This window comes from Nocardia transvalensis NBRC 15921 (assembly GCF_000308875.1).
GTDB lineage: Bacteria > Actinomycetota > Actinomycetes > Mycobacteriales > Mycobacteriaceae > Nocardia > Nocardia transvalensis.
Genome location: NZ_BAGL01000052.1, coordinates 57,595 through 76,641, shown reverse-complemented (window position 1 = coordinate 76,641; position 19,047 = coordinate 57,595). Strand labels below are relative to the sequence as shown.

General features: G+C 68.9%; 23 protein-coding genes. 12 read left to right on the top strand and 11 right to left on the bottom strand.

The genetic code is table 11. The features are described from left to right. The first annotated feature begins 21 nt into the window (after positions 1–21). Entirely contained in the window at positions 22–732 is a 711-nt protein-coding gene (locus tag ON41_RS15610; RefSeq protein ID WP_246461657.1) for a cupin domain-containing protein, read from the top strand. 22 nt (positions 733–754) lie between these two features. Here ON41_RS15610 and ON41_RS15605 read toward each other — a convergent pair whose 3' ends face one another. Next, complete coding sequence (locus tag ON41_RS15605; RefSeq protein ID WP_040748340.1) at positions 755–1,387, bottom strand: TetR/AcrR family transcriptional regulator; 633 nt, start codon at positions 1,385–1,387, stop codon at positions 755–757. Between the two features lie 85 nt (positions 1,388–1,472). Here ON41_RS15605 and ON41_RS15600 point away from each other — a divergent pair, with 85 nt between their 5' ends. Together ON41_RS15600 and ON41_RS15595 are read left to right on the top strand one after the other, a co-directional pair. Then, entirely contained in the window at positions 1,473–2,510 is a 1,038-nt protein-coding gene (locus ON41_RS15600; protein WP_040748339.1) for an SDR family oxidoreductase, read from the top strand. Between the two features lie 10 nt (positions 2,511–2,520). Then, a complete protein-coding gene (locus tag ON41_RS15595; protein ID WP_040748338.1) occupies positions 2,521–2,712 on the top strand; it encodes a hypothetical protein in 192 nt (63 codons plus the stop codon). A gap of 38 nt (positions 2,713–2,750) precedes the next feature. Here ON41_RS15595 and ON41_RS40280 read toward each other — a convergent pair whose 3' ends face one another. The 3 genes from ON41_RS40280 to ON41_RS15585 form a co-directional block, all read right to left on the bottom strand. Then, the gene (locus ON41_RS40280) at positions 2,751–2,957 is read right to left on the bottom strand and encodes a DUF397 domain-containing protein (RefSeq protein WP_083905396.1); all 207 of its coding nucleotides are present in this window, start codon (positions 2,955–2,957) and stop codon (positions 2,751–2,753) included. Positions 2,958–3,154: 197 nt separating this feature from the next. Continuing rightward, positions 3,155–3,361, bottom strand: coding sequence for a DUF397 domain-containing protein (locus tag ON41_RS15590; protein ID WP_040748337.1), 207 nt, complete (start codon positions 3,359–3,361; stop codon positions 3,155–3,157). Next, entirely contained in the window at positions 3,358–4,236 is an 879-nt protein-coding gene (locus ON41_RS15585) for a helix-turn-helix domain-containing protein (protein ID WP_040748336.1), read from the bottom strand. The genes ON41_RS15590 and ON41_RS15585 overlap by 4 nt, the downstream gene beginning before the upstream one ends. 462 nt (positions 4,237–4,698) lie before the next feature. Between ON41_RS15585 and ON41_RS15580 the strand changes: the two genes are divergently transcribed. The 5 genes from ON41_RS15580 to mtnC all read left to right on the top strand — a co-directional run bounded on the left by ON41_RS15580 (position 4,699) and on the right by mtnC (position 8,353). Further along, positions 4,699–5,004: a hypothetical protein gene (locus ON41_RS15580; RefSeq protein ID WP_040748335.1), complete on the top strand. Its 306-nt coding sequence runs from the start codon at positions 4,699–4,701 to the stop codon at positions 5,002–5,004. Further along, on the top strand, positions 5,001–5,174 hold the full coding sequence (locus ON41_RS42280) for a hypothetical protein (RefSeq protein WP_169336486.1): 174 nt from the start codon (positions 5,001–5,003) through the stop codon (positions 5,172–5,174). Before ON41_RS15580 ends, ON41_RS42280 begins: the two co-directional genes overlap by 4 nt. Before the next feature lie 93 nt (positions 5,175–5,267). Then, positions 5,268–7,049, top strand: coding sequence for a bifunctional S-methyl-5-thioribose-1-phosphate isomerase/methylthioribulose 1-phosphate dehydratase (locus tag ON41_RS15575; protein ID WP_040748481.1), 1,782 nt, complete (start codon positions 5,268–5,270; stop codon positions 7,047–7,049). A 30-nt stretch (positions 7,050–7,079) separates the two neighbouring features. Further along, complete coding sequence (locus ON41_RS15570; RefSeq protein ID WP_040748334.1) at positions 7,080–7,655, top strand: 1,2-dihydroxy-3-keto-5-methylthiopentene dioxygenase; 576 nt, start codon at positions 7,080–7,082, stop codon at positions 7,653–7,655. 8 nt (positions 7,656–7,663) lie between these two features. Next, complete coding sequence (gene mtnC / locus ON41_RS15565; protein ID WP_040748480.1) at positions 7,664–8,353, top strand: acireductone synthase; 690 nt, start codon at positions 7,664–7,666, stop codon at positions 8,351–8,353. On the opposite strand, the gene ON41_RS15560 is transcribed toward mtnC, so the two are convergent. Both ON41_RS15560 and ON41_RS15555 read right to left on the bottom strand, forming a co-directional pair. Beyond that, positions 8,354–8,923, bottom strand: a complete 570-nt coding sequence (locus tag ON41_RS15560; RefSeq protein ID WP_040748333.1) for a GTP-binding protein — start codon at positions 8,921–8,923, stop codon at positions 8,354–8,356. A gap of 144 nt (positions 8,924–9,067) precedes the next feature. Then, entirely contained in the window at positions 9,068–9,481 is a 414-nt protein-coding gene (locus ON41_RS15555; protein WP_040748332.1) for a roadblock/LC7 domain-containing protein, read from the bottom strand. Between the two features lie 248 nt (positions 9,482–9,729). Here ON41_RS15555 and ON41_RS15550 point away from each other — a divergent pair, with 248 nt between their 5' ends. Next, on the top strand, positions 9,730–10,356 hold the full coding sequence (locus ON41_RS15550; protein ID WP_051161576.1) for a LysE family translocator: 627 nt from the start codon (positions 9,730–9,732) through the stop codon (positions 10,354–10,356). Positions 10,357–10,369: 13 nt separating this feature from the next. On the opposite strand, the gene ON41_RS15545 is transcribed toward ON41_RS15550, so the two are convergent. Both ON41_RS15545 and ON41_RS15540 read right to left on the bottom strand, forming a co-directional pair. Next, positions 10,370–11,041 (bottom strand): cation efflux transmembrane domain-containing protein, encoded by a 672-nt coding sequence (locus ON41_RS15545; RefSeq protein WP_040748478.1) that lies wholly within the window; start codon positions 11,039–11,041, stop codon positions 10,370–10,372. Continuing rightward, on the bottom strand, positions 11,041–11,370 hold the full coding sequence (locus tag ON41_RS15540; protein WP_040748331.1) for an ArsR/SmtB family transcription factor: 330 nt from the start codon (positions 11,368–11,370) through the stop codon (positions 11,041–11,043). The genes ON41_RS15545 and ON41_RS15540 overlap by 1 nt, the downstream gene beginning before the upstream one ends. A gap of 149 nt (positions 11,371–11,519) precedes the next feature. Between ON41_RS15540 and ON41_RS15535 the strand changes: the two genes are divergently transcribed. Further along, positions 11,520–13,073, top strand: a complete 1,554-nt coding sequence (locus tag ON41_RS15535; RefSeq protein ID WP_040748330.1) for a succinic semialdehyde dehydrogenase — start codon at positions 11,520–11,522, stop codon at positions 13,071–13,073. A gap of 51 nt (positions 13,074–13,124) precedes the next feature. After that, a complete protein-coding gene (locus ON41_RS15530; protein WP_040748477.1) occupies positions 13,125–14,180 on the top strand; it encodes an LLM class flavin-dependent oxidoreductase in 1,056 nt (351 codons plus the stop codon). Positions 14,181–14,290: 110 nt separating this feature from the next. Here the strand turns inward: ON41_RS15530 and ON41_RS43440 are convergent, their stop codons facing one another. Continuing rightward, positions 14,291–15,280 carry a polysaccharide deacetylase family protein gene (locus tag ON41_RS43440; protein WP_051161572.1) on the bottom strand — a complete coding sequence of 330 codons (990 nt, stop codon included), beginning with the start codon at positions 15,278–15,280 and terminating at the stop codon, positions 14,291–14,293. Between the two features lie 152 nt (positions 15,281–15,432). Here ON41_RS43440 and ON41_RS15520 point away from each other — a divergent pair, with 152 nt between their 5' ends. Continuing rightward, entirely contained in the window at positions 15,433–16,995 is a 1,563-nt protein-coding gene (locus ON41_RS15520) for a putative glycoside hydrolase (protein WP_083905395.1), read from the top strand. 24 nt (positions 16,996–17,019) lie between these two features. Here ON41_RS15520 and ON41_RS15515 read toward each other — a convergent pair whose 3' ends face one another. Together ON41_RS15515 and exaC are read right to left on the bottom strand one after the other, a co-directional pair. Then, positions 17,020–17,436: a DUF779 domain-containing protein gene (locus tag ON41_RS15515; protein ID WP_040748328.1), complete on the bottom strand. Its 417-nt coding sequence runs from the start codon at positions 17,434–17,436 to the stop codon at positions 17,020–17,022. Then, positions 17,436–18,956, bottom strand: a complete 1,521-nt coding sequence (gene exaC, locus ON41_RS15510; protein WP_276325737.1) for an acetaldehyde dehydrogenase ExaC — start codon at positions 18,954–18,956, stop codon at positions 17,436–17,438. The genes ON41_RS15515 and exaC overlap by 1 nt, the downstream gene beginning before the upstream one ends. Positions 18,957–19,047: the final 91 nt, after the last annotated feature.

Here is a 19,047-nt window from a genome sequence, read left to right as displayed (position 1 = left end):
TCCCGTACTCCCCACACCGGCATGCCCGCTTCGCCCGAATGGGTAACCGGCGACGCCCGCGTCGAAGAACTCGCCGTCCCCGCGGGGCCGTCGCGGACACAGGTCGACAGCGTGCACTTCACGCCCGGTGCCCGCACCCACTGGCATCGTCACCCGGTCGGGCAGGTTCTCGTGGTGACCGCCGGTGCCGGCCTCGTACAACGTCGCGGCGCACCGGTCGAGACGGTCACCACCGGTGACGTCGTACGGATCGACGCCGGCGAGTGGCATTGGCACGGTGCGACGCCCACCAGCGCGATGATCCATGTGGCCATCGAGGAGTCGCCGGAAGACGGGCGGACGCCAGAAGTCGCCGAGGCGGTGACCGACGTCGAATATGGTTGCGCGAGTACAGCTCAGACCGAGCCGGTGAGCCGCGTTGTCGTCATGGACCAGGCACTGCCGCGGCCCCTGGCCACCCAGCGCGTCGAGATTAGGCGGATCACCATCGCGCCCGGGCACCCGGCGGGGCTCCACATCCACAACGGGCCGGTCTTCGGCAACATCGAGACCGGTTCGGCGGTCTATCAGATCGAAGGAGAACCCGAAACCGTCCTCGAACCCGGCGACGTGTTCTACGAGCCCGAGGGCGCGCGCATCGCTCGCTTCGACGCCCGAGGCGACGGCGTCACGTTCCTGGGGTACTTCCTGCTGGCCGAAGGCCTGAACGTCGAACTCCTGCAGGCCCACTGAGTACGGCAGGACTACAGCATCGCTATTCCGCGTGCCGCGCGCCCGCCCCGGCGAAGTCGGCGAACATGCGGGTGATGCGTTCGGCCAGGGTGCGGGGATCGGTGCCGAGTTGCGCGGCTCGTTTGGTGAGCTGGCCGTCCAGGGCGAGTGAGGCCAGGCCGTGGGCGAGGCTCCACCAGCCGATCGCCATCTCCGCCGCTTCGCCCGACGGCAGCACGCCCGCCTCGACGGCCTCGTCGATCGTGTCGGCGAGTACGGAGTATGCGGCGTCCCCGGCGGCTTCGGCATCGGGGTGTTTATCGGGTTGCGACAGTTCGGGGCGGAACATCAGGCGGAAGTACGCGGGCTGATCCCAGGCGAACCGCACGTATGCCTCGGCCATGGCGCGCAGGCGTTCCATGGGCGCGGTCGTCGTGGCGTGCGCCGACTGCAATCGCTCGGCCAACAGCCGAAATCCCTGGACCGACAGCGCCGACAGCAGCGCGGCCCGGTCGGTGAAGTGATGGTAGGGCGCGCCGGGGCTGACACCAGCCTCCCGCGCGACCCGACGCAAGCTCACCGCGGCCAGCCCTTCGGCCTCGATCAACTGGAGTGAGGCGCGCAGCAACTCCTCGCGCAGCGCCCCGTGGTGATAGCGGTTCTTGGTCGGCGGCATGGGACGAAGGGTACGGGTTGACAGCGGTACATCCGGCAATCTATACAGTGATTATATTCTGAACACTGCTTAGATTGGGGTTGTCATGCAGGACCGTGTTCTGGTGACGGGCGCGTCGGGGTATCTCGCGGGGCACATCGTTGCCGAGTTGCGTGCTCACGGCTACGCGGTGCGGGGGACCGCGCGCCGGGCCACGCCGGAGATCGCCGCCCAACTCGGCGATATCGAGCTGGTCGGAGCCGATCTGAGCGCCGGCGCTGGGTGGGCCGAGGCGGTCGCGGGCTGTCGCTACGTGATCCACGCCGCCTCGCCGTTCCCCGACGCCGAACCCGAGAACGAGGACGACCTCGTGCGCCCCGCCGTCGACGGCATCCGGCGGGTGCTGCGGGCCGCCGCCGAGGCGGGGACCGTCGAGCGGGTGGTGGTGACTTCCTCGATCGCCGCCGTGCGAGTCGGGCACGCAGATCGGGTATGCACCGAGGAGGATTGGTCGGATCTCGCGCAGTGTCAGGCCTACGAGAAGAGTAAGACGCTCGCGGAACGCGCCGCATGGGAATTCGTCCGCGAGACAGCCGCATTCGAACTCGCCGTCGTCAATCCGGGCATGATCCTGGGGCCGGTACTGCGCGCCGAGGCCCGCACCTCGGTGGACGCCATCCGGTTACTGCTGGCCGCGAGCATGCCGGGTGTGCCGCCCATCGGTTTCGCCACGGTCGATGTCCGCGACGTCGCGGCGGCGCATCGCCTGGCGATGACCGAGCCGGCCGCTGCGGGCGAGCGCTATATCTGTGCGGGAGACCAGGTTTCGCTGCCGCAGATCGCGCGGATCCTGGCAGACCACTACCGCGTGCCTACCCGCACCATCCCGGCTCCCTTGATCCGCTTGATCGCCCGCTTCAATCCGGCGGCCCGCACCGCGGCGCGCTATCTGAGCCGACACGAAGACGTCAGTTCCGACAAGGCCCGGCGCGAACTGGGCTGGACCATGCGCCCGATCGAGCAGACCGTCCTCGACACGGCCGCGAGCCTCATCCACTTCGGTCTGGTACCCGACCCGGGGCCGAATACCCGCCGAGCGGCCCGCAAAGGCGTTCGCCCACAGTCAGCGTCAGCATCGGCCTGAGGGATCCCCCATGCTCATCGCCACTATGCTCATCGCCTCGATCGTCTACCTGCGCCGTATCGTCCGCCCCGGCGGCCCGCTGCGAAACAGACTCGCCCGCATCACATTCCGGAAGGCTCCCGTCATCGCATCAGCGACCCTGGCCGCCACCCTCATGCTCGGCTGGGTGCTGATCGACCCCTGCTGGGGAATGACCGCCTAAGTGGTGCCTGATATCTCCGGCTCTGGTTCGAGGTGTTGTCAGGATCGGTCGAGCCTGCCACCCTGGACTGTTGCCGTGAAGGCGTCCCACTCGGACGGGGTGAAGACGAGTGCAGGGCCGGTCGGGTTCTTGGAGTCCCGTACCCCGACCATCCCGTCGCCGAGGAAGGCAACCTCCACACAGTCTTTGCCGCCCGCGCTATGACTGGACTTGAACCATCGCGTTGCGGACAGATCGATATGCATAGTCGTCGTCCTTCGCAGGGCCCTATCTCTGAAATCCGTCTGGCTCAACGCTACTCGGCTCAGACCACGCAGCACAGCCCGACTATGCCCACCCGAGTGGAGGTCGACCGCACACCCCCGGCCTCACAAAGCAGCCCCGCCCCGGAAGTGGTGGGGCGAGGCTGCTTCGCGTGTCGGCGTGGGCCGTAGGCGGATCGTCAGGCGTGGTCGAACTCGCCGCCTTGGAGGGTTGCCGTGAAGGCATCCCATTCGGATGAGGTGAAGACGAGGGTGGGGCCGGTCGGGTTCTTGGAGTCACGCACCCCGACCATCCCGCGGTCGAGGAAGGCGGCCTCTACGCAGTCCTTGTCGGCCGCGCTGCGGGTTGATTTGAACCACTGGGCCGTCGACAGATCGAAGCTCACGTTGGGTACTCCCTTGCTATCTGCCTTACCAGGCGCTTGCTGGATGCGACGTCAAGCGACGATTGCCGTATGACGTTGTAGGCCTGACGATACCTGCCGACATCCTTGGCTCGCTCCAGATAAAGGTCACCCGCGTACGACTCGATGTAAACCACCGTGGGCGACACGTCTCGGCCCTTGGCGTCTTGGCCGAATCCGAGGATCGTGAACGGTCCGGTCGAGAAGCCGGTGGGAAACCCCGCAGCGTACGGAAGCACACTCACTGTCACGTTGGCAGGCATGTTCGCCAAGTGGTTCAGCTGTTCCCTCATGACCTTCGCGCCGCCGACAACCGTGCGCAGGACTGATTCGTGGACGACGAGGTCGACGCTGGCAGGCTTGGTCCTGCGGGTGATCAGCGCCTGGCGCTTGATCTTGAGCTGTATGCGCCTTTCCAGCTCTTCATCGTTGAGATCCGGAAAATAGACTCGATTGAGCGCGTGCGCGTAGTCCGGGGTCTGGAACAGGCCGGACAGCATATCGGGTCGATAGATGGTCAAATGCCTAGCTGACGATTCGAGCCCTACGTACATGTCGAAGTTGCCCGACATGACATCATCGAAGGCTTGCCACCAACTCTTGCCGGTCGACTGCCTCGCCAGACTGACAAGTCCCGCAACGGTTTCGGAGTCGTCGATGGCATAGATGCGGCAGAGTGCCTCGACGTCGGGGACGCGGACGCCGGTGAGGCCTCGTTCGACCCGGGACAGGGTACTGACCGACAGTTGGATCATCGGGGCGACATCTTCGAGATTCAGGTTGGCGGCCTCTCGGGCTTCCCGGAGATATCGGCCGAGTTGGCGACGGGGGAGGGTCGTCGAGCTATCGTCTGGCACGAGGTTCCTCGCTTTGCATCGTGAGTGATGGTTGTTTGCACCGTGCAAAAGCTTCTGGGTAATCGTGAAAACCGCTCTGGCCATTCAAATAAGCTTGTCAGCGAATGCATGGTGCGCTTGTGCTGCCGGTTTGTCCAGTGGTGTTCTGTTGTGACCCGACAGCCGGAGGAAGCTCGAATCAGCAAGCCGCCCAGAAGATCCCCATCCCCGGTGCGACCGATTCGAAACACTAGCGCACTCCGCTGAGCGATCGAGCGAAATGCGATCCGTGTCGATCCTGGCCGCCGGGCTGCCACCACACCATCGACCGAAAGTCGGACCGATGACCGATAAACAAGTGCCACAGCCGGAGAAATACGATCCGAGGGGATACGTCTTGAATTTCACGGTGAGACAGCCGGTCTCGGCCGTAATTATTTCGGCCGCGCGACAATTGATCGTTCGACCGGTCGTAGGTTCCGAATGACCGGCCCGGCGAACGCTGCGGGCGAGCGCTGCACGGAGATCGACGGATGGCAGGCGGTCTGGCGACTGGAACAGCACAGTATACGAATGATGCTGGTACACAACGTATCCGATGCCTTGACGTTGATGGCGGCAACCACCCCGGCCGTCGCGCCGGATCTGGCGCACATGCGCGAGCAGTTCCCGAGGCTTACCCGGCTGTGGGATGCGGTGCGGCACGAGTACTGGACTGAATTCATCACCCCGCAGCAATCCGCACGCGAAGGCCGATCGCACGTGAAGACAGGGAAGGTCAGCCGATGATGGTCGATCGAGATCCGGGACGGGAACGGGCTGTCGCGGACCGCGCGGCGCGGGCGGGCTATCGGCTGGTGCGCGGGCCCGGGGACTGGGTCCTGGTGGATGCGGCGGATGGGGTGGCGTTGCATGCGGCGGCGTCGCTCGACCTCATCGAGCGGTGGTTGTCCGAATGACTCCCGGCGAGCGCAAACCTGGTGTGGGCGGTGAGCTGCTGGTTCGATACGGTTTCAGTGGATTCTGTTGTGCCGATGGGTGAGGTTGCGCGGATGGGTGAGAGTTCGATCGCGTGGGTCGACGGGGCGGTGGTCACCATCGATCAGCGGGCGCTGCCGCACGAGGTGCGGGAGTTGCGGCTCGCGACGGTCGACGAGGTCGTCGACGCGATCAAGACCCTCGCCGTGCGCGGGGCGCCGGCCATCGGGGTCACGGGGGCGTTCGGTGTGGTGCTGGCCACGGCGGCCTATCCCGGTGATCGCGAGAAGGTCGAGTTGGAGGCCGAGCGCATCGCGGCGGCCCGGCCGACGGCGGTGAATCTGGCGTGGGGCGTGCGGCGGGCGCTGTCGGCCCTGCCGTCGGGGCCGCAGGCGGTGCTCGACGAGGCCCTGGCGATGCTGGAGGAGGACGGCCGCGTCAACCGCGCGGCCGCGACCCACGCCGCCGATCTGGTCCAGCGATTGTGTCCGGACCGGCCGCTGCGCTTGCTCACCCACTGCAATACCGGTCGGTTGGCGACGACCGCGTTCGGCACGGCGATCGGTGCGCTGCGGGTGCTGTCGGCGCGCGGCGCGGTCGAGTCGGTCCTCGTCGACGAGACCCGCCCGCTGTTGCAAGGGGCCCGGCTCACCGCTTGGGAACTCGCCGAGGCCGGCATCCCGCATCGGCTGACGATCGACTCGGCCGCCGCCTGGGCCATGGCGACCGGGCAGGTGGACTGTGTGCTCGTCGGCGCGGACCGGATCACCGCCGACGGATCGGTGGCCAACAAGATCGGCACCTACGGCCTGGCGGTGGCGGCGCAGCGGCACGGCATCCCCTTCATTGTGGTCGCTCCGGAATCCACGCGTGACGCGCACACGGCAACGGGCGCGGAGATCGTGGTCGAGGAGCGGGCCGCAGGCGAGATCACCCACGTCGGTGGCATCGCCACCGCGCCGAAGAACACCGACGTGTTCAACCCGGCCTTCGACGTCACCCCACCCGACCTGATTACCGCGGTTGTCACAGAGAACGGGCTGGTGAGCCTGCTCCCGACCGCAACGCTCACCGGGAGTGGTGCAGTGAACTCGCCCGCGACCACAGCGATTGCCGGGAGCGGGACAGCCGCCAGCGCTGCAGCCGCCGCCGGGAGCGAGACGGCGGACCCGCCTGCCACACTGTCCGCAGCGCCGAGCACGCCCGTGGCCGAGAACGCGGAGGGGGGTCTGGCCGCTGCCACCGAAAAGGTTTGCGCGGCACGGAAATCGGCGGCGAGCGAGCGCATCGCCAACGTGGCGCGCGGCCTCTACCAGCGCGGCTGGATGCCCGGAACGGCGGGCAATATCTCCGAGCGCGTGGGGGACCACACGGTGATCACCGGAAGCGGCCTGTCGAAGGGCGAGCTGACGGCGAGCGACATGGTGACCGTGACTATCGCCGACTCCCAGCCGGTTTCGGGCACGAGACGCCCGTCGGCGGAGACCACCATCCATACCGCCGTCTACCGGGCGACCGACGCCCGGGCGGTCGTCCACGCCCATCCGCCCCACGCCACGGCACGATCGATCGGCACGCCGGAGTCGCTGCGCTTCACCGGATACGAACTCATCAAGGGACTCGGCGCCACCGGCGCCATCGATATCCCGGTCTTCCCGAATCACGCGGACGTCCCGAGCATAGGCGCGGATATCGAGCGCCACCTGAGCGAGCATCCGGACGCACCGCCGGTCCTGTTCATCGCCGGTCACGGCATCACCGCGTGGGGCGCCACCCTGGCGCAGGCCCGCGACCGCGCCGAATGCCTGGAGGCGATGTGCGAGCTGGTGACCCTGACCGGCCGCCGCGAGATCTGAACACCCACACCGAGTTCCGGAGGAACCGCAATGACCGTTCTGCAGATCATGGCCGACAGCGACGCCGCCGACGTGCGGCTGCGCACCGCCGACGCCGAGGTCATCGGCGCCGAACTGGGTAAGCGCGGCATCGTCTTCGACCGCTGGCCCACCATGCCCGGGCTGGACCCGGCGACCTCCACCGAGGACATCCTCGCCCACTACGACGCCCGCATCGGCGACCTGAACGCCGACGGCCGGTACAAGCACATCGATCTGGCCCGCATCCACCCCGACGCCGCCGACCCGGAATGGTCGGCGAAAGCCGAAGCGGCGCGCGGCAAATTCCTCTCCGAACACCGTCACGCCGAGGACGAGGTCCGCTTCTTCGTGGCCGGTCGCGGATGTTTCTATCTGCACCTGGAACCGGAAGTGGTGGCGGTGGTGTGCGAGGGCGGCGATCTGGTATCGGTGCCGGCGGGCACGCGGCACTGGTTCGATATGGGCGCCCGCCCCGATTTCGTGGCCGTCCGGTTCTTCGAGGAGGCCGACGGCTGGGTCGGCGATTTCACCGGTGACGAGATCGGCTCCCGGTTCCCGGCCCTCGACGCGCTCGTCGCGGCGTGACCGCCCCCGTGATCTCCGCGGTCGTCGTCGATATCGAGGGCACCACCAGCCCGACGAGTGCGGTGCGCGAGGACCTGTACGGCTATACGCGCCAACACCTTCCGCGATGGCTCGCCGACAATCGCGGCGGTGCTGCCGAAGCCGTGATCGAGGGCACACGTGAACAGGCCGGTCGCCCCGACGCGGACACCGCCGAGGTCGCCGAGATCCTGCGCGGCTGGCTCGATGCGGACGTGAAGGCCGCACCGCTCAAGGCCGCGCAGGGCCTGATCTGCGCGGAGGGTTTCCGGGGCGGGGCCCTGCACGGCGAGTTCTTCCCGGACGCACCGCCCGCGCTGCGCGCCTGGCACGCCGCGGGAATCGCGCTGTACGTGTACTCGTCGGGTTCGGTGCGCAACCAACAGGATTGGTTCGCCTTCGCCCGGGGCGGTGAGCTGGCATCGCTGATCGGCGGCTGGTTCGACCTCGCCAACGCCGGAGCCAAGCGCGACGCGGGTTCCTACGAGAAGATCGCCGGGGCGATCGGAGAACCGCCCGGGCGGATCCTGTTCCTGTCCGACCATCCCGACGAACTCGACGCCGCCGCCGCTGCGGGCTGGCAGGTCCTCGGCGTCACCCGCCCCGGTGAACCGAATTCGCCGCGCCCCCCGCACCGGTGGATCGATACGTTCGACGCCGTGGAGATCGGCGCGCGGTAGTCACACCGCGCTCGGCGCGGCCCGCTTGATGAGATGCTCCACCAGCGTCATCAGCACCGCGCGGCAGGATGCCCGATCGCGCGCGTCGCACAGCACCACCGGGACGTTCGGATCGAGATCCAGCGCGTCGCGGACCTCGGCGGTGCTGTAGACCGGCGCGTTGTCGAAGCAGTTCACCGCGACGGTGAACAGCAGCCCGCGACGCTCGAAATAGTCGATGCCGGCGAACGAATTCTCCAGCCGCCGGGTATCGGCGACGACGATCGCGCCCAGCGCGCCGCGCGAGAGTTCGTCCCACAGGTACCAGAACCGGTCCTGTCCGGGCGTCCCGAACAGGTACAGCACCAGATTGCGATCGATGGTGAGGCGGCCGAAGTCCAGCGCGACCGTGGTGGTCTTCTTCCCCTCCACGCCGGTCATATCGTCGACGCCGGACGATAGTTCGGTGATGACCTCCTCGCTGCGCAGCGGCGGGATCTCACTGATCGAGGCCACCATCGTGGTCTTGCCGACGCCGAAACCGCCGGCGACCAGGATCTTGACCGATGCGGCTAGTGGCGCCGCGGACATCGTTTCAGGCACGGTGTGTTTCTACAGCTTTCGGATTCCGTCGAGGATGGCGTGCGGGCGCCCGGAAGGTCGAGTGCCCCTTGCTGATCAAATCACCGACCGGGCGCTCGGTGCCAGCCAGGGGGTTCCCGCAGCGTGTCATGGCTATCTGTGCTCCAGCTGTTCCGGAGCCGCGGACGCCGCGGCGGACAGGCAGCCGCCGACGCGTTGCGCGGTCAGGTTCGTCTCGTAGGCGACCATACCGAGGTTCGCGGTATCGGTGGCCTGCAATGCGATACACGTGTTGTCGCCGGCGGCCGTGACGAACAACACGGCCCGGTCGAGTTCGATGACGGCCTGCCGCACGCCCCCGCCGTCGAAGCGGCTGCCGGCGCTGCGGGCGAGCCCGTAGAGCGTGGCGGACATGGCGCCGAAGTGCTCGGCGTCGGCGCGGTCCATGGCGGAGGACCGGGCGATCAATAGGCCGTCGGCCGAATGGACCACCGCGTGCCGCAGACCGAGGCGGTCGACGAGTTCGTCGAGAAGCGTGTTCAGATCACCTGCGTGGGGAGAGGTCACCGGCGCCTTCCTGTTCGTCCCGGGAGGCCGAGAGCTCTCCCGCCGCGGTTGCCGGACCCATTCTCTATGGCCGACACCGGATCTCGGGGCACCTCCACCGAACGTGTTCGCCGCGGGCCGGTTTCGGCAGCGTGTCGTACCCGCGACACCCGGCCCCGGAGTGTCGGAAGGGCCGGTGGGGCAGCGGTTGGGCAGAGGCCCGAAATCCGGGTGGCGATGTCGGTGGCGATTCGTAGACTGGCCGGGTGATGTCGACGGCGCAGGTACTCGGTGTGGGTGGGGCGATGCTGCTCGGGGCGATTTCGCCGGGGCCCGATTTCGTCATCGTGGTGCGCAACGCGATGCTGTCGGGCCGTCGCGCCGGAGTCGCGTCGGCCGCGGGTGTCGCGCTGGGAGTGTTCGTCTGGGCGGCGCTGTCGGGTCTCGGAATCGCGGGGTTGCTCGCGGCGTCGGCGGTCGCCTATACGGTCGTGAAGCTCGTGGGCGCGGGGTATCTGATGTTCCTGGGCGTGCGGGCGCTGCTCGCCGCGCGGCGCGGTGGGTACGAGCTGGACACGGCCCTGGGCGGGCGTCCGGTAGGTATGCGGACCGGGTTCCGGCAGGGGCTGCTGAACAATCTGCTGAACCCCAAGGCGGCCGTCTTCTTCCTCGCGCTACTGCCGCAGTTCCTCCCCGCGTCTCCCGGCCTCCTCGACACCCTGGAGCTGAGCGCGACGGCCACGGCGGTCACGCTGGCGTGGTTCCTGGTGCTGGCCACCGGAGTAGCGACCCTGCGCCACGTCTTCACCGGTGCACGCGTGCGGCGGGTCGTCGATGCCGCCATGGGCACGGTTCTGGTGGCCTTGGGGGTGCGAATCGCGGTGCAGAGCAACTGAACTCCGCGCAGGATCACCCGCAGCAGGCGCGCCCGTCGCCGGCCTGCCGCGGCGGTGCGGCGCAGCACAGGTCGCCGCGCCAGGCATCGATGCCCTCGCGCACCGCGATCACGGCGATGACCAGCGCCGCGATCGGGTCGGCCCACGACCAGCCGAACGCGCTGTTCACCAGCAGGCCCGCGAGCAGGACCGCGGACAGGTAGGTGCACAGGAGGGTCTGCTTGGAATCGGCGACCGCGGAACGGGATCCGAGTTCGCGGCCCGCCCGGCGCTGCGCCGCCGACAGCAGCGGCATGACGAGCAGACTCGCCGCGGCCAGGCCGATTCCGATCGTGGAGTGCCCGGCCGCACCGGCACCCGCCAGGGCGCGCACCGCGTCCACAGCGACGTAGGCGGCCAGTGCGAAGAACGAGAAGGCGATGAGCCGCAAGGCCGTCCGCTCCCGCGCTTCCGGATCACGGCCCGCGAACTGCCACGCCACCGCGGCCGCCGAGGACACCTCGATCACCGAATCCAGCCCGAACCCGATCAACGCGGCCGACGACACCCGCGTGCCCTCGGCGACGGCGACGATCGCCTCGATCACGTTGTAGGAGATGGTCGCGGCCACCAGCCGGCGGATCCGCCGCGCGAGCACCTGCTGCCGTCCGGAGGCTTCCGCCGGTAGCACTCCCGGCTCGGCCATCAGCAGCACCCGTCGCGTTCGGCGTCGGGGCAGCACGCCGGGTCCACCGCCAGCACCAACCCGAGCAGATCCTCCAACGCCCGCGCGATCCGCCGATCCGCCAGTTCGTACCGGGTGCGCCGCCCCTCCGGCGCCGCCACCACCAGACCGCAACCCCGCAGGCAAGCCAGATGATTCGACAGGATCTGCCGCGACACCCCGATACCGTCGGCCAGCTCCGACGGATACGCCGGGGCCTCCCGCAATGCCAGCAGGATCCGGGTGCGCGTCGGGTCGGAGAGCGCGTGCCCGAAGCGGGACAGCGCATCGGTGTGCAGGGCGGCGTCCATACGCCGACGGTACAGCACAATCTGTATTCAGAAAACGGTGAACAATTGGCGGATGTACCGACTGGGGTCCGTCCCAAGGTGGTAGGCGCGGGCCGGAGCGCGCGGTAGATTGTGTGTACCGCGTGGTTACTGACAAGTAGGAGACGATGATGCCCGTGCCGGAAGCCGCCGTATTCGAGCGCCTGCGGGAGTCCGCGGCCGTCGATGCCGCCCAGGAGCATGCGACGCGCACGATCACGGAGGTGTTCACCGGCAACGCCCTGGGCGAGGTGCCGGTCGGGACGGCCGAGGATGTGACAGCCGCGTTCGAGCGGGCGCGCGTCGCCCAGCGGCGGTGGGCCGCGCAGTCCCCGAAGGATCGGGCCGCGGTCCTCGAGCGCTACCGCGAGCTGGTGGTGCAGAACCGCGGCCATCTGATGGACGTCATCCAGGCCGAGACCGGCAAGGCCCGCTGGGCGGCGCAGGAAGAGATCATGGGCCTGATGTTCGCGGCCCGGTACTTCGCGCGGGTCACGCCGCGGCTGCTGGCGCCGCATTCGGTGCCCGGCGCGTTCCCGGTCCTCAACCGCGCCAGCGTGCGGACGCAGCCCAAGGGCGTGGTCGGCGTGATCGCGCCGTGGAACTATCCGATGCTGCTGTCGATCGGCGATTCGATTCCGGCGCTGCTGGCCGGCAACGCCGTCATCGTCAAGCCGGACAGCCAGACGCCGTACTCCTCGCTGGCCAATGTGGAACTGCTGCACCGCGCCGGCCTGCCGCGCGACCTGCTCCAGGTGATCCCCGGCCCCGGCACCGTCGTCGGCACCGCCATCGTCGACCAGTGCGACTACCTGATGTTCACCGGCTCCTCGGCGACCGGCAGCACCCTCGCCCAGCAGTGCGGTAAGCGGCTGATCGGGTTCTCCGCGGAGCTCGGCGGCAAGAACCCGATGATCGTGACCCGCGGCGCGGATCTGGACAAGGCGGCCAAGGCCGCGGTGCGGGCGTGCTTCTCCAACGCCGGGCAGCTGTGTATCTCCATCGAGCGGCTGTATGTCGAGAAGGCCGTGGCCGAGGCGTTCACCGAGAAGTTCGTGGCGGCGGTGAAGGCGGCGAAACTCGGTGCTGCCTACGACAATTCGGCCGATATCGGCTCGCTGATCTCCGAGGCCCAGCTCGAGACCGTGGCCAAGCACGTCGCCGACGCCACCTCCAAGGGGGCGAAGGTGCTGGCCGGTGGCAATGCCCGCCCCGATATCGGCCCGCTGTTCTTCGAGCCGACCGTTCTCGCGGATGTCACCGATGCCATGGAGTGCGGCCGTAACGAGACCTTCGGCCCGCTGGTGTCGATCTACCCGGTCGCCGATGTGGAGGAGGCGATCACGCTCGCCAACGACACCGAATACGGCCTGAACGCCAGCGTGTGGGCGGCGAGCAAGTCCGAGGGCGAGCGGATCGCCGAGCGCCTGCACGCCGGAACGGTCTGCGTGGACGAGGGATACGCCCCCGCCTGGGGCAGCACCGGCGCGCCGATGGGCGGCATGGGCATCTCGGGCGTCGGCCGCCGTCACGGGCCCGACGGGCTGCTGAAGTTCACCGAGCCGCAGACCGTCGTGGTGACCCGGTTCCTGAATCTGGATGCGCCGCGCGGGGTTCCGCAGGACAAGTGGCAGCCGTTCCTCATGGCCGTCGCCCGCGCGATCCGGTTCTTCCCCGGCCGCTGAGTTCCCTTTTATCCAAGAACACCAACGCGCCGATACGCGACCATGCTCGGTATGAGCATTGCAGACGAGGTCCGTATCGGCGCGTTCGTGTTCACCAGCCGGTACGACGGGCAGTCCGCCGGTGAGGTGCTGGCGCGGGGCGTCGCCACGGCGCAGGCCGCGGAGGACGCCGGATTCGATGACGTGTGGGTGACCGAACACCATTTCGTGCCGTTCGGGGTGAATCCGTCCGCGCTGACCTTCGCCGGGTACCTGCTCGGCCGGACGAGTACCGTGCGGGTCGGCACCGCGGTGACCGTCCTGCCGCTGCATTCACCGGTCCACGTCGCCGAGCAGGCGGCGCTGCTGGACCACCTGTCCGGCGGTCGCTTCGATCTCGGTGTGGGCCGGGCGCAGCCGGTCGTCGACTACGAGGTCATCGGGCGCGGCGTCGAGTACTGGCAGCGCGGCCTGCCCGAGGCGCTGGACCTGACGCTGGCCGCGCTGTCCGGTCCGGTGGTGGCGGATTCCGAGCTGTACCGCTTCCGCGAGGTGGTTCCCGAACCCGGCCCCGCACCCGGCCGCTCGACGCCGGTCTACCTCGCCGCCAACTCCCCGGCCTCGGTGGAACTGGCCGCACGCCGGGGGCTGCCGATGCTGCTGTTCTTCGACAGGGACCCCGAGGCCAAGGCCGCCTCGGTTGCCGAACACGCCGACATCGCCCGCGCCGCAGGCCATCCCGATACCGGCTACGCCCACGGTGCGGCCCTGTTCACCCACGTGGCCGACGACCCCGGCGAGGCCCGCCGGGTAATGCGCCGCGCGGCAGGCGAATTCGTCCGCGCCAGTCAGAACTATCGCCTGCTGCTGGACGTCCCGCAGCGGGTCTCCGGTGACGTCCCGCCCGAGCACGTCATCGACGGCCTGACCGACTCCGCCCTGGCAACCCACCCCGTCGGCCCTCCCGACGTCTGCGTCGACCGCCTGGTGAACCAGATCCGCGTTTCGGGGTGCCGCCGCATCCTGTGCCAGGTGGAGATCTCGGGAGACCACGACAGTGTGCTGGCGAATGTGAAGCGCCTGGGGGAGGAAGTGCTTCCGGAGGTTCGGAGGCGACTGCGGGGGTGAGGTGGATCCCGGCCAAAAGCGTGCCGGGAAATGGGGAAGAGGCGTGCTGGGAAATGGGGACGAGGCGTGTGGGGAAATGGGGACGAGGCGTGTGGGGAGATCGGGGAGGGTCAGTAGGGGTGGGCTCGGGTGGACCAGCGGGGGGTGAGTTCGCCGGATAGGTTGGTGGGGAAAGAGATTCGGGTTGGGTCGCCGTCGGAGGTGTAGCGCTGGTCGGGGTGGGTGGCGAGGTGGTCGAGCCAGTAGGCGGAGTCGAAGGGGACCTCGCCGCGGCCGGAGCGGATGCGGGGGACGGCGGCGGGGTCGAGGGGGCCGTAGGGGGAGGGGGCCGGTTCGGAGCCGACCAGCATTACCGCGTCGAAGGAATAGGGCGTGCCCTCCCAGGCGCCCGCGGTGGCCAGGGCTCGGTTGTCGGGGGAGACGCCCAGCGGGAGGGCCATCGTGCGTACCGGGGTATTCGGGACGGCCTCCTGGATGGCTCGCACGTTCGAGGCCAGTTCGCGCTGTACGCCGGTGGCGTCGAGGTTTCCGAGGTTGGCGTGGTCGGCGGTGTGCGCGCCGATATCGAAGCCGTGGGCCACCAGCCAGGGCAGGGCGCGGCGGTCGTCGCCGAACATGTCGTTGGTGACGTAGAAGGTGGCGCGGGCGGGGAAGTCGGGGTGCCGCGCGGCGAATTCGGTGAGGACGGCGGCGACGGTATCGGGCGCGGGGGTGCCGTCGGCGGCGAACGACACCTGGCTGACGGTGGAGTCGTCGAAGGTCAGCACCACCGGATGGGTGCCGGCCGGTATATCGATCTCGCCCGCGGCGTAGTGGGCGGCGGTCACCGGACGGTAGCCCTCGCGGTACATCCGCTCCAGTTCCGCGCGGAATTCCTCAGGCGTCTGGTCGTATTCGCCGGAGGGCTGCGGGCTCAGCTGGTGGTACATCATGATCGGCACCAGGCCCAGCTCGTCGGCCCCGACGGCGGCCGGATCGGGTGCGGGCGGCGGGGTTGCGGGCGGGGCCGCCGCGGCGGGACGCGGCGGGGGTTCGGTGCCGCAGGCGGCAGCGGCGAGCACCGTCAGAGCGGACAGGACGACACAGCACATCCTCACCATCACGTCAATGTTACGTACCGCCAACGATTTTCGTGATGATCTCGAAAAGTCGTCTCGAATGGCAGTACCTGGGTACAACGTAGAGGGACGTCAACCGAAAGCTGGTGTACGCCTTGCTGAAGCGTGTCCCGACGCAGGATCGTCGGCTATGGGTGGTGGTGTCGGTCCTGGCGATCGCGCTCGTAGTGATATCCGGATCTCTCCTCGGCGCGGTCCGCGCGCAGCCGACGGGACTGAGTGTGACGGGCCTGCCGGAGGGGCCCGTCGGCGCGGAAGCGCTGCGTTCGCTGACGCTGTCGGTGGACGCCCGCGAGCACGACCCGGCCGCACTGCGACTGACCCTCGACGGCCGCGAGGTCCACAAGGACGTCGCCGGAAATATCGTGCGATACCGGCCCGGCCCGCTGTCGGACGGCGAGCACACCCTCACCGCGGAGATCCCGCCCGGCGGCCTGTTCGGCTGGATGCGGACCGGCCCCGGAGTCTCGAAGACCTTCACCGTCGACACCGAACCCCCGGCCCTCGAGGTGACGCCGCCGCAGCCGGTGCAGTCCTACCGCCAGCCGGTGACGGTGCGCGGCAAGGCGACCGGCGCGAATCGCGTGACCGTCGGCACTGTCTCGGCGACGCCCGACGCCTCCGGCGACTTCGCCCTGACCGTGCCCCGCGCCCCCGTGGGCGCGAGCGCCGTCGCGACGGACGCGGCGGGCAATACGACCGCGCGCCCGATCGGGACGGCCGTCGCCGCGCCGCGCATGAAGGCGGTCCACGTGACCGCGTACGGCTGGGCCGACGAGGGCCTGCGCGAAGGTGTGCTGGCCATGGCGCGCGAGGGCCGCATCGATACCGTGGAACTCGATATCAAGGACGAGGACGGCGCCGTCGGCTACGACTCACATGTCCCGCTGGCCCGGGAGTCCGGGGCCGCGGCCGGTATCTACGACGCCCCCGCCGCCCTGAAAACGCTGCACGACATGGGAATACGAGTAGAAGGCCGGATCGTGGCCTTCCGTGACCCCACCCTCGCGGGCTGGGCGTGGCACAGCGGTCGCACGGACTGGGTCGCCCAGAACCCCTCGGGGCAGCCGTATTCCAGCGGGTACGGCTCCATCGCGTTCACGAACTTCGCGAATCCCGATGTGCGCGAGTACAACATCGCGCTCGCGGCCGAGGCGGCCGGGCTGGGCTTCGACGGCGTCATGTACGACTACGTCCGCCGCCCCGACGGTCCGCTGGACGGGATGCGGTTCCCGGGGCTCGCGGAGTCGCCGACCGATTCGATCGCCCACTTCCTGCGCGAGAGCCGCGACCCGGTGCGCGACGCGGGCGCCTGCCTGGGCGCGGCCGTCTTCGGCATCGCCGCCACCCGGCCCGACCAGATCGCACAGGACATCCGGATGATGTCGGAGAACGTGGATTACGTTGCGCCGATGGTGTATCCGTCGCACTGGGGTCCCGGGGAGTACGGGGTCGGCAACCCGAACGGGCAGCCGTACGACATCGTCGCGCGGTCGCTGCAGGACTTCCGCGCGCAGACCGCCGGCACCGGCGCCACCGTGATCCCGTGGCTGCAGGACTTCAGCCTCGGGGTGAACTACGGCGACGGCGAGGTCCGCGCCCAGATCGACGCGGCCGCCGCGACCGGGATCGACAGCTTCCTGCTGTGGAACCCGTCGGTGCGCTACCACGCCGGCGCCCTGCTGCCCGGGCACTGACCGGCGTGGCGCGCACCGATCCCGTCAGCCGATGTGGTCTGCGCCGGTGCGCGGCGGATCCGCTTCCAGCGCTTCGACTTCCGCGTCGGTCAGCAGCCGGGAGCGGATCAGGAACCGCACACCCTCGGGAGCCTCCAGCGAGAAGCCGCTGCCGCGACCGGGCACCACGTCCACGGTGAGGTGGGTGTGGCGCCAGTACTCGTACTGGTCGGCGCTCATCCAGAACGGCGTCCCGTCGGGAAGGTGACCCAGCAGCACATCGGCGCCGCCCACCCGGAACTCCCCGCGCGGGTAACACATGGGTGAGCTACCGTCGCAGCAGCCGCCGGACTGGTGGAACATCACCGGACCGTGCCGCCCGGCCAGCTGATCGAGCAGCCGGGCCGCGTCGTCGGTGATGCCGATGCGCGAAACGGAGTGTCCCGCAGCAGGTCCGGACATCAGAAGAACCCGAGCTTCTGCGGCGAGTAGCTCACCAGCAGGTTCTTGGTCTGCTGGTAGTGGTCGAGCATCATGCGGTGGTTCTCGCGCCCGATCCCGGACTTCTTGTAGCCGCCGAACGCCGCGTGCGCCGGGTAGGCGTGGTAGCAGTTCGTCCACACCCGGCCCGCCTTGATCGCGCGGCCGATCCGGTACGCCGAATTCGTATCCCGGGTCCACACCCCCGCGCCGAGGCCGTAGAGGGTGTCGTTGGCGATCGAGATCGCGTCGTCCACGCTGTCGAACTTCGTCACCGACACCACCGGCCCGAAGATCTCCTCCTGGAAGATGCGCATATCGTTGCGGCCCTCGAAGATGGTCGGCTCGATGTAGTAGCCGTTCGGGTAGCCGTCGACCTTGCGCACCTCGCCGCCGGTGAGCACCCGCGCGCCCTCCTGACGGCCGATGTCGATGTAGGACAGGATCTTCTCGTACTGGTCGTTGCTGGCCTGGGCGCCGATCATGGTGGTGTCGTCGAGCGGGTTGCCGCCCTTGATGTTCCGGGTCCGCTCGACGCAGCGGGCCAGGAACTCGTCGTAGATCGAGGCGTGCACGAGCGCCCGCGACGGGCAGGTGCAGACCTCGCCCTGGTTCAGCGCGAACATGACGAAGCCCTCCACCGCCTTGTCGAGGAAGTCGTCGTCGGCCGCGGTCACGTCCGGCAGGAAGATGTTGGGGCTCTTGCCGCCCAGTTCCAGGGTGACCGGGATGACGTTCTCGCTGGCGTACTGCATGATCAGGCGGCCCGTGGTGGTCTCCCCGGTGAACGCCACCTTGGCGACGCGCGAGCTGGAGGCCAGCGGCTTCCCGGCCTCGACGCCGAACCCGTTGACCACGTTGACGACTCCGGGCGGAAGCAGATCCGCGATCAGCTCGATCACCAGCAGCAGCGACGCCGGGGTCTGCTCGGCGGGCTTGATGATCACGCAGTTGCCCGCCGCCAGCGCCGGGGCGAGCTTCCAGGCGGCCATGAGGATCGGGAAGTTCCACGGGATGATCTGCCCGACCACGCCGAGCGGTTCGTGGAAGTGATAGGCGATGGTGTCGGCGTCGATCTCCGACAGGCTGCCCTCCTGGGCGCGGATGGCGCCGGCGAAATACCGGAAGTGGTCGACGGTCAGGGGCAGGTCGGCGGCGAGGGTCTCGCGCACCGCCTTGCCGTTCTCCCAGGTCTCGGCGACGGCCAGCCGCTCCAGATCGCCCTCGATCCGGTCGGCGATCTTGTTCAGGAGGTTGGCCCGCTCGGTGGCCGAGGTGGCGCCCCAGGCGTCGGCCGCGGCGTGCGCGGCATCGAGGGCCAGCTCGATATCGGCGGCCGTGGACCGGGCGACCTCGCAGAACGTCTCGCCGTCGATGGGGGAGGGATTGTCGAAGTAGCGTCCCTCGACCGGGGCCTTCCAGTCGCCGCCGATGAAATTGTCGTAACGCCGGGCGAAGGTGACGAGGCTGCCGTCGGTTCCGGGCTTGGCGTAGATCATGATGCTCGCTTCCTGTTCTGCTCGCGGTGCGCGACGATCGCGCCGCGGTGTGGGCGGCGTGACCTGTGCCACTATGGATCGGCGCGGTTGGCGC